General features: G+C 71.3%; 14 protein-coding genes and 1 riboswitch. Of the genes, 7 read left to right on the top strand and 7 right to left on the bottom strand.

What is annotated here, in order from left to right; translation table 11 throughout:
- Positions 1 to 3: 3 nt before the first annotated feature.
- Together WS49_RS03085 and WS49_RS03080 are read right to left on the bottom strand one after the other, a co-directional pair.
- Entirely contained in the window at positions 4 to 438 is a 435-nt protein-coding gene (locus tag WS49_RS03085; RefSeq protein ID WP_059524373.1) for an NUDIX hydrolase, read from the bottom strand.
- Between the two features lie 154 nt (positions 439 to 592).
- Positions 593 to 838 (bottom strand): hypothetical protein, encoded by a 246-nt coding sequence (locus tag WS49_RS03080; protein ID WP_059524371.1) that lies wholly within the window; start codon positions 836 to 838, stop codon positions 593 to 595.
- A 272-nt stretch (positions 839 to 1,110) separates the two neighbouring features.
- Between WS49_RS03080 and WS49_RS03075 the strand changes: the two genes are divergently transcribed.
- The 3 genes from WS49_RS03075 to WS49_RS03065 all read left to right on the top strand — a co-directional run bounded on the left by WS49_RS03075 (position 1,111) and on the right by WS49_RS03065 (position 4,371).
- Positions 1,111 to 2,277: a CaiB/BaiF CoA transferase family protein gene (locus WS49_RS03075; RefSeq protein WP_059524369.1), complete on the top strand. Its 1,167-nt coding sequence runs from the start codon at positions 1,111 to 1,113 to the stop codon at positions 2,275 to 2,277.
- A 130-nt stretch (positions 2,278 to 2,407) separates the two neighbouring features.
- Positions 2,408 to 3,574 (top strand): acyl-CoA dehydrogenase family protein, encoded by a 1,167-nt coding sequence (locus WS49_RS03070; protein WP_059524367.1) that lies wholly within the window; start codon positions 2,408 to 2,410, stop codon positions 3,572 to 3,574.
- A gap of 53 nt (positions 3,575 to 3,627) precedes the next feature.
- Entirely contained in the window at positions 3,628 to 4,371 is a 744-nt protein-coding gene (locus tag WS49_RS03065) for an IclR family transcriptional regulator (RefSeq protein ID WP_059524365.1), read from the top strand.
- Positions 4,372 to 4,478: 107 nt separating this feature from the next.
- Here the strand turns inward: WS49_RS03065 and WS49_RS03060 are convergent, their stop codons facing one another.
- The 5 genes from WS49_RS03060 to cobG form a co-directional block, all read right to left on the bottom strand.
- Positions 4,479 to 5,834, bottom strand: coding sequence for a chitinase (locus tag WS49_RS03060; RefSeq protein ID WP_059524363.1), 1,356 nt, complete (start codon positions 5,832 to 5,834; stop codon positions 4,479 to 4,481).
- A gap of 255 nt (positions 5,835 to 6,089) precedes the next feature.
- Positions 6,090 to 7,805, bottom strand: coding sequence for a precorrin-3B C(17)-methyltransferase (cobJ, locus tag WS49_RS03055; protein WP_059524361.1), 1,716 nt, complete (start codon positions 7,803 to 7,805; stop codon positions 6,090 to 6,092).
- Positions 7,802 to 8,536 carry a precorrin-2 C(20)-methyltransferase gene (locus WS49_RS03050; protein WP_059502040.1) on the bottom strand — a complete coding sequence of 245 codons (735 nt, stop codon included), beginning with the start codon at positions 8,534 to 8,536 and terminating at the stop codon, positions 7,802 to 7,804. Before WS49_RS03050 ends, cobJ begins: the two co-directional genes overlap by 4 nt.
- Positions 8,533 to 9,159 (bottom strand): precorrin-8X methylmutase, encoded by a 627-nt coding sequence (locus WS49_RS03045; protein WP_059524359.1) that lies wholly within the window; start codon positions 9,157 to 9,159, stop codon positions 8,533 to 8,535. The genes WS49_RS03050 and WS49_RS03045 overlap by 4 nt, the downstream gene beginning before the upstream one ends.
- Entirely contained in the window at positions 9,152 to 10,507 is a 1,356-nt protein-coding gene (gene cobG / locus WS49_RS03040; protein ID WP_059524357.1) for a precorrin-3B synthase, read from the bottom strand. Before cobG ends, WS49_RS03045 begins: the two co-directional genes overlap by 8 nt.
- Positions 10,508 to 10,614: 107 nt before the next feature.
- Positions 10,615 to 10,805: riboswitch (cobalamin riboswitch) on the bottom strand.
- Between the two features lie 203 nt (positions 10,806 to 11,008).
- Between cobG and WS49_RS03035 the strand changes: the two genes are divergently transcribed.
- Genes WS49_RS03035 through cobM form a run of 4 tightly spaced genes read left to right on the top strand, consistent with a single transcriptional unit; the run spans position 11,009 to position 14,831 of the window.
- Complete coding sequence (locus WS49_RS03035; protein ID WP_059524548.1) at positions 11,009 to 12,244, top strand: bifunctional cobalt-precorrin-7 (C(5))-methyltransferase/cobalt-precorrin-6B (C(15))-methyltransferase; 1,236 nt, start codon at positions 11,009 to 11,011, stop codon at positions 12,242 to 12,244.
- A complete protein-coding gene (locus WS49_RS03030; protein ID WP_059524354.1) occupies positions 12,244 to 13,332 on the top strand; it encodes a cobalt-precorrin-5B (C(1))-methyltransferase in 1,089 nt (362 codons plus the stop codon). The genes WS49_RS03035 and WS49_RS03030 overlap by 1 nt, the downstream gene beginning before the upstream one ends.
- Positions 13,329 to 14,060, top strand: coding sequence for a cobalt-precorrin-6A reductase (locus WS49_RS03025; RefSeq protein ID WP_059524352.1), 732 nt, complete (start codon positions 13,329 to 13,331; stop codon positions 14,058 to 14,060). The genes WS49_RS03030 and WS49_RS03025 overlap by 4 nt, the downstream gene beginning before the upstream one ends.
- 42 nt (positions 14,061 to 14,102) lie before the next feature.
- A complete protein-coding gene (cobM, locus tag WS49_RS03020; RefSeq protein ID WP_059524350.1) occupies positions 14,103 to 14,831 on the top strand; it encodes a precorrin-4 C(11)-methyltransferase in 729 nt (242 codons plus the stop codon).
- Positions 14,832 to 15,021 lie beyond the last annotated feature (190 nt).

The raw sequence follows: 15,021 nt of genomic DNA, 5'->3' as shown, positions 1-15,021 counted from the left end.
GGTTCAGCGCGAGCGGAGCGGCCCGTCCGCGTGCGCGTGCGCGGGAAAGCGGTCGAGGTGCAGCAGTTCGATGATCTTGCGGGTCGGCACGCTCGCGCGCAGCGTCTCGAGCCGTTCGACGTCGAACCACTTGCAGCGCGCGATCTCGTTGCTCGCGCGCGGGGTCAGGTGTTTCGGCACGTCGGCCACGAACACGTGATGAAGTTTCGTGAGGCCGCCGAACTGCACCGCATAGTCGAGCGCGAGCCCCTCCAGCCGCGTTTCCTCCGCCAGCTCCCGCTGCGCGGCCTCGAGCGGCGTCTCGCCGCGCCGGATCGTGCCGCCCGGCAGCGACCAGCGCGCCGCGGTACGGGCGACCAGCAACACGCTGCTGCGCTGGCGGCACACGATCGTGGCGCGTTCCTTGATGCTCGCGACGGTATCCGGCCCGGTATTCATGTTCGGCAAAACAGGTGGTGAATCGTGGAGGGAAATGGTCGTCGACCGGGGTTGCCGGCCTGTCGCCCGATCGTCGGGCCCGACGGCATGCAAGCCGCCGCGCCGATCATACCGGGCGTTCGTGACAGTTCCGTGCGTTGTCGCGCGCACCGCGTCACGCGTGCGTGTAGAACCCCGTGCGCGCGGGTTTCCCGGACCGCCCATGGCGCCGCTTGTGGATGGCGCGCCGGTGCTGATGCGGGGGCGGGTTCACGTGCGGGCGCGTGGGCGCGGGCCGTGCCGTCGGCGCGGCGGCCCGCGGCTGTGATTGTCCTTCGCCAAACTGGTAAGTCTGGGTTTGCGCGCGGGCGACGCCCAGCGTCGACGCCAGCACGATGGCCGCGAGCAGCATGTGTTTCATGAAAGGTCCGCCTGTCTTCAGTGAGCACTCTCCGGCAGCTTAGCGAACCGCGGCCCGGCGCCGCAACCGGCCGGCGTTCGGTGTCGTCCCCACTTGCGGGCGACCGCGTTCTCCGCCCGGCTGCCGGAGCATGCCCGGCTTGACAACGAAATTCCCGAGTGTGAATATAAATTCACACGCAAGAATTATCATTCAAGTCCGGGAAAGCGTGTCGCCGCCAGTCGGCGCGGCGGAACCGGCGGTCCGATCAACCGGAAGCAGGAGCGAGACGCATGGCGGAGCTGGAGCAGCAGGGCGCGTTGGCGGGGTTGCGCATCATCGATCTGTCGCGGGTGCTGGGCGGCCCGTACGCGACACAGATTCTTGCCGACCACGGCGCGGAGGTGATCAAGGTCGAACCGCCGTCGGGCGACGAGACGCGCACCTGGGGGCCGCCGTTCGACGGCGACACCGCGTCGTATTTCCTCGGCGTGAATCGCAACAAGCTCGGCATAGCGCTCGACCTGACGAAGCCGGAGGATCGCGAGCGCCTGCTTGGCCTGCTCGAGCACGCCGACGCGTTGGTCGAAAACTTCAAGATCGGCACGATGGAGCGTTGGGGCCTCGGCTTCGAGACGCTGCACGCGCGTTTTCCGCGTCTCGTCCATTGCCGCGTGTCGGGCTTCGGCGCGGACGGCCCGCTCGGCGGGCTGCCCGGCTACGACGCGGCCGTCCAGGCGCTGGCCGGGCTGATGAGCGTGAACGGCGAGGCGGGCGGCGCGCCGCTGCGCGTCGGTGTGCCGATCGTCGATCTCGTCACCGGGCTGAACGCGGCGCTCGGCGTGCTGATGGCGCTGCGCGAACGCGATGCGAGCGGGCGCGGCCAATTCGTCGAATCGACGCTGTTCGACTGCGCGCTGTCGATCCTGCATCCGCATACGCCGAACTTCTTCCATTCGGGCAGGGCACCGGCGCGCACCGGCAACGCGCATCCGAACATCACGCCTTACGACAGCTTTCCGACCGCGAGCGTCGACATCTTTCTCGCGGTCGGCAACAACGGGCAGTTCGCCGCGCTGTGCGACGTGCTCGGCACGCGCGACTGGCCCGACGATCCGCGCTTCGTCGACAACCGCGCGCGCAGCGCGAACCGCGCCGCACTGCGCGCGCTGCTCGAAACGGCGCTGGCCGCACACGACGGCGCGGCACTCGCCGAGCAGCTGATGCGCCGTGGCGTGCCGTGCGCGCCCGTGCTCGGGCTCGATGCGGCGCTCGACCATCCGCACGTCGCGCATCGGCGGATGAAGGTCGAACTGGGCCGGCATCGCGGCATCGCGTCGCCGATCAAGCTCGGCCGCACGCCGGCCACGTATCGGCGGCCACCGCCCGCGCTGAACGAACACGCGGCGCAGGTGTTCGCCGACGACGCGCGCGACGACGACGGCCCGCGTCGCAACTGACCCGCATCGCGGTCGGCGCCGCCCGCTCGCGCCCCTTCGCACATCACGCCGCGCCGCACCGCTGCAAGAGGAGACACCTCATGCCCGCATGGATCGGCGCGGCCGTTCAAGTTTTCCTGGAGGGCAATCCATGCAGTTCGACCTGACCGACGACCAGCGCGCGATCGAAAGCGCGATCGAGAAAATCTGCGAACGCTTCGGCGACGACTACTGGCTCGAACGCGATCGCGCGGGCGGGTTTCCGTCCGACTTTCACGCGGCGCTCGCCGAGGCCGGCTGGCTCGGCATCGCGATGGACCCGGCCCACGGCGGCGCCGGGCTCGGGATGACCGAGGCGGCGCTGATGATGCGCACGATCAGCGCGTCGGGCGCCGGCCTGTCGGGCGCATCGGCCGTCCACATGAACATCTTCGGGCTGAACCCGGTACAGGTGTTCGGCAACGACGCGCAGAAGGCGCGCTTCCTGCCGCCGCTGATCGCCGGCCGCGACAAGGCCTGCTTCGCGGTGACCGAGCCCGATGCCGGCCTCGACACGACGCACCTCGCCACGCAGGCGCGTCGCGACGGCGACCATTACGTGCTGAGCGGCCGCAAGATCTGGATCTCGACCGCGCAGGTCGCGAACAAGATGCTGATCATCGCGCGCACGACGCCGCTCGATCAGGTCGCGAAGCCGACCGATGGCTTGAGCCTGTTCTACACCGACCTCGACCGTTCGCGCGTCGAGGTGCGCGAGATCGAGAAAATGGGCCGCAAGGCCGTCGATTCGAACATGCTGTTCATCGACGACCTGCGCGTGCCGCGCGACGACCTGATCGGCAACGAGGGCGACGGCTTCCGCTACCTGCTGCACGGGCTGAACCCCGAACGGATCCTGATCGCCGCCGAGGCGATCGGCCTCGGGCAGGCCGCGCTGCGGCGCGCGACGCAGTATGCGTGCGAGCGCGTCGTATTCGGCCGGCCGATCGGGCAGAACCAGTCGATCCAGCATCCGCTCGCGCAGGCCTGGATGCAGCTCGAAGCCGCGTGGCTGATGGTGATGAAGGCCGCGACGCGCTACGACGCGGGGCAGCCGTGCGGCGCGGAGGCGAACGCCGCGAAGTACCTCGGCGCGGAAGCCGCGTTCCAGGCGTGCCAGACGGCGATCGCGACGCACGGCGGGATGGGCTATGCGAAGGAATACCACGTCGAGCGCTATCTGCGCGAGTGTATGATTCCGAGGCTCGCGCCCGTGAGCCCGCAACTGATCCTGTGCTACATCGCGGAGAAGGTGCTCGGGCTGCCGAAGTCGTACTGACGCGCGGCGGCCCGCCCGGCGCGCGGTTTCCCGTTCCGAATCAAGCGCTCGTCATGGACGTCAAACTCGTTGCCCGCACGCTCGACCTGTTCGAGCTGTTCGCCGCCGAACGGCGGCCGCTGCCGCTCACCGAACTCGCGCGCCTGCTCAACGTGCCCGCGTCGAGCTGCCTGGCGATGGCGCGCACGCTCGTGAGCCGCGGCTATCTGTACGAGGTGCGCAAGCGCGGCGGCTACTATCCCACGCGGCGCCTGCAGACGATCGCCGCCGCGATCGACGCGACCGATCCCGTCGTCGACATCGTGCATCCGCATCTCGTCGCGCTGCGCGACGCGAGCCACGAGACGGCCGTGCTCGGCAAGATCCAGGGCGCGTCGGTCACGTATCTCGACGTCGTCGAGTCCGAGCAGGCGATCCGCTACACGCGCCAGCCGGGCGAGCTGCGGCCGCTGCATGCGAACTCGATCGGCAAGGCGATCTTCGCGTCGCTCGCGAGCGACGCGCAGCAGGTGCTCGGCGCGCAGTTGTCGTTCGAACGCTTCACCGATGCGACGGTGGCCGACCTGCCGGCACTCGTCGCGCAAACCGCGCGGTTTCGCGAACTCGGCTGGGCCGAGAACCTCGGCGAGAGCGCGCCCGAGCTGTCGGCGATCGCGGTCGCGCTGACGCTCGACGGCGACTGGTACGGGCTGTCGATCGTCGGGCCGACCGAGCGGATCCGCCAGCATCGCGACACGCATGCGGCGCTGCTGGTCGACGCCAAGGCGCGGCTGCTGGCCGAGCAGGGGCGCGGCTAGCAAGAAGCGCGAAGCACGGCGGAGGGCTGCTTCGGCGGCCGTTCGCCGCGATGCCGGGCGGCATCCGGGAACGGCCGTGGCGCGTCACGCGCCGGTGCGCCGCGACGTCACGACTTCACCCACACGCCGCCCGCGCTCGGGTTGTCGCCCTGCGTCCACCATTTCGCGCAGTATTTCGCGCCCTGGTACGTGACGCACGTGCCGCCCTGGTACGCGGTCGTTGCCGACCACACGGGCGTGCCGCCGCCGACCGGCTTCCATACCGCCGCCTGGCCGGGCACGTCGCCCTGTGTCCACCATTGCGCCTGGTACGTCGTGCCCTGGTAGGTCACCGTCGCGCCGGCCGTATAGACCTGGCCGGCCGACCAGGGCGCGCCGGGCTGCGGCGTTCCGCCGTTCGAGCCGCCGCCGTAGTTCGGATCCTGCGTGACGCCCGTGCCCCACTTGCCGTCGAGTTTGCGGAAGATCGATGCGAACGCATACGGCTGCTGCGCGATACCCGAGCAGGTCGGCGCCACATATGCGCCGTTGTTCGGGCAAGGCTGATCGCGGCCGACCGACCAGTTGCCGAAGAAACCGTAGCCGTTGCCGATCGCCGCATTCAACACGCTCTGCGCATTCGCGAGCGTGAAGGTTTCGCCCTGCACGTCGTTCATCCCGATCATCGGCGTGACGCCCACCATCTGCCACAGCTGCGCGCCCGTTTTCGGCTGGCCCGCCGACTTGAACGCCGTGTCGAGCTGCGTATAGAGCGCCTGCGCGGCGCTGATCGCGGCCGCGCCCATGTCGATGTTCGCGGGGCCGTAGTCCATCGTCATCAGGTTCACCGCGTCGAACGCGACCTTGTTCGCGATGGCCGCGGTGACGACGTTCACGCCATCCTGCGTGAGCCCGGTCGGCATCGTCGGCAGCGTCAGCGTGACGTGCAGCGGCTTGCCTTTCGCCGCGTAGTCGGACTGCAGTTGCGCGACGGCCTGGAAGTTGCGGGCGACGGCGGCGCTGTCCTGCTGCGATGCGCCCTCGATGTCGAAGTCGACGTGCGTGAGGCCGTAGGTGTCGATCACGGTCTGATAGGCCGTCTTCAGCGCGGGGACGCTCGAGCATGCCTGCATCAGCGGCGTGCCGTTCGCGCCGCCGAACGAGACGGCAATCTCGCCGCCTTTCGCGCGATAGCTCGCGATCGACGTCGACAGCGACGCGAGCAGGTCGCCGCTCGCGCCGTTGCCGATCGGCTGCACGCCGCCCCAGGACGGCACGCAGCCGCTGCCCGCGACCACGAACGCGAGCGTGAACTGCTGGATGCCTTGCTGGACGCCGATCCGGTCGACGAGCGGCGTCGGGTAGAGCGTCACGTCGACGAAGGGCGCATAGACGCCGGCGCCGTGGGACACGCTCGCCACGGCGAGCAGGCAGCCCGCGGCGAGCGCGCGCGGGTTGAATCGCGGCAACACGTTGTTGTTCATTGTGTTCTCCAAGTGGAAGAGGGATACGCTGGCCCGCGTATCGCCGCCGGGCGGGCGATCGGGTATGCCCCCCGGCCGGCGGCGTGCTCATCTTGGAGGATTCGCGCCGAATCGTGAATACTTAGGTGTTCTTTTCGTTATTCGATTCCCGATACGTAACGATCTTGCCGATTCGATCGCCTATCGAAACGCGAAGCGGGCGATTTTTCCGACCGATATCGATCGGATGGTCGGCCGCGCGTGGCGCCGCGACGTTCAACGATACCAGCGCGGCGTGTAGACCCACTCACGCCCGTCGCCGATCGCGAAACGCCGCGTCGTCGACGAACCGACGATCACCATCGTGCGCATGTCCACCTGATCGCTGCGCAGCGCGCCGAGCGTCGTCGTCGTGAGCGTCGCGCCGGGCCGGCCGATATCGCGGCCGAGCACGACGACCGTATCGGCCGCGCGATGCGCGCGCACCGCATCGAGCGCACGGTCGAGCTGCCACGGCCGGGCACGCGAGATCGGGTTGTAGAACGCCATCACGAGATCGGCTTGCGCCGCGTGCCGCAGGCGCGTCTCGATCACGTCCCACGGCTTCAGGTTGTCCGACAGCGAGATCGCGCAGAAATCGTGGCCGAGCGGCGCGCCGGCCTGCGCGGCGGTCGCGAGCGATGCCGATACGCCGGGTTCGACGCGCAGTTCGACCGCGGCCCATCTTGGATCGCGCGCTTCGTCGAGCGCTTCGAGCACGGCCGCGGCCATCGCGAACACACCCGGGTCACCCGACGAGACGACCGCGACGCGCCGGCCTTCGGCCGCCAGTTCGAACGCATGGCGCGCGCGCTGCATTTCCTCGCGATTGTCCGTGCCGTGGACGCGCTGATCCGCGCGGAACGGGCCGGCCATCGTCACGTAGGTCGTATAGCCGAGGATGTCGGTGGCTTGCGCGAGCGCGGTGCGCGCGGCGGGCGTGAGCCATGCCGCATCGCCCGGGCCGAGGCCGAGCACCGTCAGGCGGCCGCGCGCACGGCCGAGCGTCGCGGGATCGACGGGTTGCGTCGCGACCGCGCACGCGAGGCCGTCGGACGTTGCGCGCAGTGTGTGCGCCACACGCAACGTCGAACCGAGCAGGGCAGCCGCATCGGCATCTTCGTCGCGTTCGACATCGGCGAAGCGCAGCGGCACGCCCAGCGTCCGTGCCGCCGCCTCGACCCGCGCATCGCCGAGCAACGACGCCGGCGCGACGAGTGCGGCGAGCGCCAGCCGCGCGAGACCGTGCGTATCGAGCAACGCGTCGATGCGCTCGGCAAGCGACGGCGACGCATCGGCCCGTACGCCGCGCGCCTCGATGGCGACCACCACGCTGCGCGGATGGATCACGAGTTCGTCGCGCGCGCCGCGCCACGCATCGGGCGTCACGCGGATCGCATGCGCGGCCGCAGCGTCGCGCGGCAGCGCGACGTCGTCGAGCCACGGCGCCGCGCCGTCGACGCGCGTTGCGGCACCCGCGAGCAGGTCGGACACGAAACGCTTGCCTTGCTGGAGATCGGCGAGCGCATAGCCGTCGGGCGGGTTGAGCACGCACGCGCCGAAGCGCAGCTCGCCGCTCGTCGTGATCGCGGGCGCGACGCCGAGGCATTCGGCGATTTCGCGCGCGATCAGGTTGACGCCCGTCAGCCCGCCGAGCAGCGGCACGACGGCCGAACCGTCTTCCGCGACCGCGAGCACCGGCGGCTCGACACCCTTGTCGGCGAGCGCCGGCGCGACGCAACGGATCACGATGCCGGCCGCGCACAGCGCGACGATCGGCAGGCCGCGCGCGTAAAGCTCGCGCAGGTGCGCGCCGAGCTCGTCGAACGGCACGTCGGCCTCGACGCGCGACGCGAGCCCGTGCACGACGGCGCCCGGATAACGCGCCTGAATACGCCGCGCGGTATCGAGTGCGCCCGCGCCGAGAATCACGATCGCGGGCGGAGTCGTCATCCTTGCCATTTTTCCCCCGGCACGACGAGCAGCGAGAAGTACGGCGACGCCATCGGATCGACTTCATCCAACGGCACGATGCGCTGCGCCGCCATCGTCGCGCGCTCGACGTACAGCGCGCGCTTCGCGAGCCCCAGTTCGTCGAGCACGCGCCGCACCTTGTCGAAGTTACGGCCGAGCTTCATCACGACGGCCGCGTCGGCCTGCGCGAGCCGCGTGCGCAATTCGTCCTCCGGCAGCACGCCGGACAGCACCGACAGGCTCTGGTTGCGGTAAACGAGCGGCTGGCCGAGCACGGCCGTGCCGCCGAGCATCGCGCACACGCCCGGGATCACTTCGGTGTCGTAGCGCGGCGCGAGGCGATCGTGCAGGTACATGTACGACCCGTAGAAGAACGGATCGCCTTCGCAGATCACCGCGACATCGCGCCCGGCGTCGAGATGCGACGCGACGATCTCGGCGGCCGTGTCGTAGAAATCGGCGATCACGGTCTCGTAGCAGAGCGGCGGCGGCAGCGCCTCGGTCGTCACCGGATAGACGAGCGGCAATTGCGTCTGCGCATCGAGCAGATGCGCCTCGACGATCCCGTAGGCATTGCCCTTCTTGCCCTTCGCGACGAAATACGCGACCACCGGCGCGGCCTGCAGCACGCGCAGCGCCTTGATCGTCATCAGTTCAGGGTCGCCGGGGCCGACGCCGACCCCGAACAGGCGTCCGCGCGGGGCCGTCATTCTGCCTCCGTCGCGAGTGCGTTGACGGCGGCCGCGGCCATCGCGCTGCCGCCGCGCCGGCCGAGCAGCGTGACGTACGGCACGCCGCGGCTGTCGGCGTCGAGCGCCGCCTTGGATTCGGCCGCGCCGATGAAGCCGACCGGAAAGCCGAGGATCAAGGCGGGGCGCGGCGCGCCGGCGTCGATCATGTCGAGCAGGTGGAACAGCGCGGTCGGCGCATTGCCGATCACGACGACGCTGCCGGCCAGATGCGGGCGCCACAGTTCGAGCGCCGCGGCCGAGCGCGTGTTGCCGAGATGCCGCGCCAGGTCGGGTACTTCCGGTTCGCCGAGCGTGCAGATCACGCGATTGCCGGCCGGCAGCCGCGCGCGCGTGATGCCTTCGGCGACCATCCGCGCGTCGCACAGGATCGGCGCGCCGGCCGCGAGCGCCGCGCGGCCCGCCGTGCCGGCGCCGGCCGAGAAGCGCAGGTCGTAGGCGACATCGACCATCCCGCAGGCGTGGATCACGCGCACCGCGAGCTTCTCGAGATCGGGCGGAACCTGCGACAGGTCGGCCTCGGCGCGGATCGTCGCGAACGACTGGCGGTAGATTTCCTGCCCGTCGCGAATGTAGTCAAGCATCGGTGGTGTCCTGGCTGTGCCGCGCGTCCGTCAGTCGGTCCGCGGCCTGGTCAATCGTCAGATGGCGCGCGAGCGGGGCGCCGAGGCCCGCGGCGGCGTCGCGCCGGTAAAGGTCGTAGCGTCCGGGCGCGACCGCGACGAGGGTGGACGTCGCGGGGTGCGGCAGCGCGCAGTGGCGCTCGCAGCCGGTCAGGTGCACGTCGACCGGATGGCCGACGCGCGCGGCCAGCGCGAGCGCATCGTGTTTCGTATCGGCGCGCGACTTCGCGCAGCCCGCGCTGCCGGTGCACGCGACCAGCGCCGCCAGCGGGTCGGACATCGTGCACACGAGGCCGAGCGACGCGAGCGCGTCGAGCACGGCCGGCGTGCGTTCGTGCCGCACGCCGTGCACGAACACGCCTTGCCACGGCGTCATCGACAGCGTGCCGTCGCCTTCCGCGTCGGCGAGTGCCGCGATCCGTTCCAGTTGCGTTGCGTCGAGCCGGCCGAGCACGAACTGCGCGCCGACGCTGCAGCGATCCGCATCGCGCGACGGCCGTGCACCGAAACGCAGCGCGGCGTCCGCGTGCTTGCGCCGCCAGCCGGCCAGTGCCGGATCGGCTTCGAGCGGGAAGGGCGCGTAATGCTGCGCGCGCTCGCGCAACGCGCATGCGCCGCCGGTTGCGAGCAACGCGCGCATCCGCGTGATGTCGGCCGGCGCGAGATCGAGGAACGCGAGCAGCAGTGCGCGAACGAGCGCGACGGTCTGGTCCGGCGCGACGTCGAACCAGGCGGGCGAATCACCGGGCGCGACCGGCGGGCAGCCGGCCATGCCCGCGGCGATGCGGACCGCGCCGTCGCCGCGACGCCACGCGGCGAGCCAGATGTCGTGCGGATGATCGAGCGCCGCGACCGATTCGCCGCCGTCGAGCTGGATCGAGAATTTCGGCGACACCTCGCCGCGGCGCGGCTCGTGCGTCAGCATGTCGAGCAACGGCAGCGCGAGCGCGCGGCTGTCGAGCAGTGCGTCGGGATCGCGCCCCGCGAGCGGGCTGAGCATCAGGTTGCGGACGTCGTCGCTCGCGGCGAGCGCGGCCCGGTCGTCGGCGGCATCGCCGGCGCGCGGGCCCAGGCCGGCATCGAGCAACGCGTCGGCCAGCGTATCGGCCGCGCCGTCGCGGATGCCGCGCAACTGGAGATTCGCGCGATTGGTCGCGTCGATCGCGCCGGAGCCGCAGGCGCGCGCGGCCGCGGCGATCGCACGCGCCTGCCGCGCGTCGAGCCGGCCGCCCGGCAGCTTGATCCGGCACAGCCCGCCGTCGGCGGCCGCGACGACGCGCACGAGCCCCGGGCAAGCCGACGGGCGCACGACGGGCGATGCAGGAATGGAATCGGGGGCGGAACTCAACGGGATACCGGGACAGTGTCGCGCCGCGGCCAACGCATCGGTACACCCCGCCCGACGCCGACTGGCACGCACGCACTTTCATGCCGGCAGGTCTCCTGGCTGACAGGTCGGCGCCGGCTCCCGGCCTTCCCGGTGAAACCAGTGGCACGAGGGGGAGATCGGCTCGCTGTCTACAGTTGCGGGGGCAGCCACAGCGGCGCGGTGCGCGCCCTGTGTTCCCTCTTCGGCCCCGAAGGGCACCGGCGAACGAACGGCCGTAGCATACCCGATTTCCCCCGCGCTTCGCGACCGCCGAGCGGGCATCGCGGCCGAAGCGAAATGCGGCGCGGCGTCGGCGGGCCGGCAGATGAAACGCGCGGTGGAACACGGTACCATGCCGACTTTCGCAATGCGGACGGCCGCACCGGCGCCATACCGGCGCCGTGCGGCGACTCGATGGAACCGGACGATGGGGAAGGGTGCATGACGGCGTGGCTGACGGTAGTGGGCATCGGCGACGACGGCTACGCGGGGCTCGGGCGCAGCGCACGGCGCGCGCTGCTCGAGGCGTCGCGGGTCGTCGGCGCGAAGCGGCACCTCGACATGCTGCCCGCGCGGCTGCGGGCCGAACGCGCCGCATGGCCGTCGCCATTCGACCTGTCGGGCCTGCTCGCGCGACGCGGTTCGCCAGTCTGCGTGCTGGCGAGCGGCGACCCGATGCTGTTCGGCGTCGGCGCGACGCTCGCGCGCGAACTATCCCCCGACGAATGGCGCGTGCTGCCCGCACCGTCGTCGCTGTCGCTGGCGGCCGCGCGGCTCGGCTGGGCATTGCAGGACGTCGGCGCGGTGTCGCTCGTCGGCCGGCCGCTCGCGACGCTCGCGCGCCATCTGCTGCCGGGCCGGCGCCTGTTCGTGCTGAGCGCCGACGGCCGCACGCCGGCCACGGTCGCCGCCGAACTCGCCGCGCGCGGCTTCGGCCCGACACGCATCAGCGTGTTCGAACACCTCGGCGGGCCGCTCGAGCGGCGCATCGACGGTCTCGCGCAAGACTGGAACATCGACGAGACCGCCGCGCTCAATCTCGTCGCGCTCGACTGCCAGGCCGGCCCCGATGCGCCGCGCCGCGCACTCACGCCCGGCCTGCCCGACGACGCGTACCGCCACGACGGCCAGCTCACCAAGCGCGACATGCGCGCGCTGACGCTCGGACGCCTCGCGCCCGCACCCGGCGAATTGCTGTGGGACGTCGGCGCGGGCAGCGGCTCGATCGGCATCGAATGGATGCGCGCGCATCCGTCGTGTCAGGCGATTGCGATCGAGTCGCATGCGGAGCGCCAGCGCTTCATCGAGCACAACCGCGACGCGCTCGGCGTGCCGGGGCTGCAACTCGTCGCGGGACGCGCGCCCGCCGCGCTCGCGGGGCTCGCTGCGCCCGACGCGATCTTCATTGGCGGCGGCGCGACCGCTCCCGGCGTGCTCGACGCGTGCTGGTCGGCGCTGAAGCCCGGCGGCCGGCTCGTCGCGAACGCGGTCACGCTGCAGGGCGAGCTCGCGCTCGCCGCGTGGCGCGAGATGCACGGCGGCACGCTCACGCGCGTGTCGCTCGCGCACGCCGAGCCGCTCGGCCGCTTCGACACGTGGCGGCAGCCGTTGCCCGTCACGCTGTACGACGTGCGCAAACCCGATGCCACGGCAACGGACCTCACGGACCCCGCGTGATGCGCGACGAAACGCCCGAACAACCGGCGCCGCTGCGCTTCGGCTACACGACCGGCAGCTGCGCGACCGCGACGTCGCTCGCCGCCGCGCGCCTGCTGCTGGCGGGGCACGCGGTCGACGCCGTCGAGATCGTGCTGCCGAAGGGGCAGCACGTGATGATGCGGCTGGCGTTCTGCCGGCCGACGGCCGACGGCGCGGAAGCCGGCACGATCAAGGATGCCGGCGACGATCCGGACGTCACGCACGGCGCGCTGGTCTTCGCGCGCGTCGCGCTCGCGGCGGCGCCCGGCGTGCGCTTTCACGCGGGGCCGGGTGTCGGCACCGTCACGCGCGCCGGACTCACGCTGCCGGTCGGCGAACCGGCGATCAATCCGGTGCCGCGCCAGATGATGACCACGCATCTCGACGCGCTCGCGGCCGAATTCGGCTACGCAGGCGGCTTCGACGTGACGATCGGCGTCGAGGGCGGCGAGGCGCTCGCGCTGAAGACGATGAACCCGCGTCTCGGCATCGTCGGCGGATTGTCGATCCTCGGCACGACCGGCATCGTGCGGCCGTTCTCGTGCTCGGCGTACATCGCGTCGATCCACCAGGGCATCGACGTCGCCCGCGCGAACGGGATCGCGCACATCGCCGCGTGCACCGGCAACGCGAGCGAGGATGCGATGCGCGCGCACTACGGCCTGCCCGACATGGCGCTGATCGAAATGGGCGATTTCGCCGGCGCGGTGCTCAAGCACCTGCGCCGCGCGCCGGTCGCGCGCCTGTCGATGTGCGGCGGCTTCGGCAAGCTCAGCAAGCTCGCGGCGGGCCATCTGGATCTGCACAGCCGCCATTCGAGCATCGACCTGCCGCTGCTTGCGCAGTGGGCGGCCGAGGCGGGCGCGAACGTGGCGCTGCAGGCCGCGATGCGCGCGGCGAACACGAGCCAGGAAGCGCTCAAGCTCGCGCAGGCCGACGGCGTGCCGCTCGGCGACATCGTCTGCGCGCATGCGCTGCGGGTCGCGCGCGACATCGTGCCGCCATCGGTCGCGGTCGAAATGTTCGCGATCGACCGGCAGGGCCGCTTCGTCGGGAGCGCACGATGAGCGCGCGCATCCTGCTGCTCGGCGGCACCGGCGACGCGCTGAAGATCGCGCGCGCACTCGGCCCGCAACACGTCTACAGCCTCGCGGGCCTCGGCAAGGTGCCCGACGACTTGCGCTGCGAAGTGCGCGTCGGCGGCTTCGGCGGAGCAGCGGGGCTCGCCGCGTACCTGCGTGGCGCCGGCATCGGCCTCGTGATCGACGCGACGCATCCGTATGCCGCGCGAATCAGCGCGAACGCGGCGGCCGCCGCGCGCGACGCGGGCGTGCCGCTGTGGGCGCTGCGCCGTGCGCCGTGGGCGCCGCAACCCGGCGACGACTGGCGGATGGTCGACGACTGGGCCGGCATCGAGGCCGCGCTCGCGCCGTTCCGACGGCCGCTGTTCACGCTCGGCCGCGAACCGCTCGCGCATCTCGACGAGATTCCGTCGCACCAGTTCTGGCTGGTGCGCTGCCTCGATGCGCATCCCGGCAACGCGCGCGCGCAGATCCTCGCCGCGCGCGGGCCGTTTACGCTCGACGGCGAGCGCGCGCTGTTCGCGCTCGCGGGCATCGACGTCGTCGTCAGCAAGAACAGCGGCGGCGCCGCGACCGAGGCCAAGCTCGACGTCGCGCGCGAACGCAGGCTGCCGGTCGTGATGCTGCGCCGGCCGCCGCTGCCCGACGCCGATCGCGCGTTCGACTCGGCCGCCGCGCTGCTCGATGCGCTCGACCCGAGCGCGCGCGCGTGACGCCGCGCGCCGGCTGCCCCATGAATTGACGGAGATTTTTCGATGACGGTGTATTTCATCGGCGCGGGCCCCGGCGACCCGGAGCTGATCACGGTGAAGGGCCAGCGTCTCGTGCGCACGTGCCCGGTGATTCTGTACGCAGGCTCGCTCGTGCCGCCGGCCGTGCTCGACGGCAATCGCGCGGAGCAGGTCGTCAATACGGCCGAGCTCGACCTCGATGCGATCGTCGCGCTGCTCGCTGCCGCGCATGCGAAAGGCCAGGACGTCGCGCGCGTGCATTCGGGCGATCCGTCGCTGTACGGCGCGATCGGCGAACAGATCCGCCGGCTGAAAGCCCTCGGGATTCCGTATGAAATCGTGCCCGGCGTGACGGCCACGGCCGCGTGCGCGGCGACGCTCGGTGTCGAGCTGACGCTGCCCGGTGTCGCGCAGACGGTGATCCTCACGCGTTTCGCGGGCAAGACGACGATGCCGGGAGGCGAAGCGCTCGGCGCGCTCGCCGCGCATCGCGCGACGCTCGCGATCCATCTCGGCGTGCGGCATCTCGCGCGGATCGTCGAGGAAGTGCTGCCGCATTACGGGCCCGCCTGCCCGGTCGCGGTGATCTACCGGGCGAGCTGGCCCGACGAGGAACGCGTGACCGGCACGCTGGCCGACATCGTCGGCAAGGTGCAGGACACGCGGATCGAGCGCACCGCGCTGATCCTGATCGGGCGCGTGCTCGATGCGGAGGGGTTCGCGGATTCGACGCTGTATGCGAGCGGTAGTTGATTGAGCGTGCACGGAACGCGAGGCACTTCGCGTTTCGAGGCATCGCGGCGACGGGTTTTCTCGCGAGCCGGCCCGCCGGTCAACGCCCCTGGCCGAACGGCGGCCACCGTGCCATCCGGCGTGACCGAACAACGACGAACGACCGCGCACCCGCCACGAACCGGCTCAACGCCGTCACACGCAGCGCCTG

Source organism: Burkholderia sp. RF7-non_BP4 (assembly GCF_001521935.1).
Taxonomy (GTDB): Bacteria; Pseudomonadota; Gammaproteobacteria; order Burkholderiales; family Burkholderiaceae; genus Burkholderia; species Burkholderia diffusa.
This window is presented reverse-complemented; position numbering and strand designations above follow the sequence as displayed.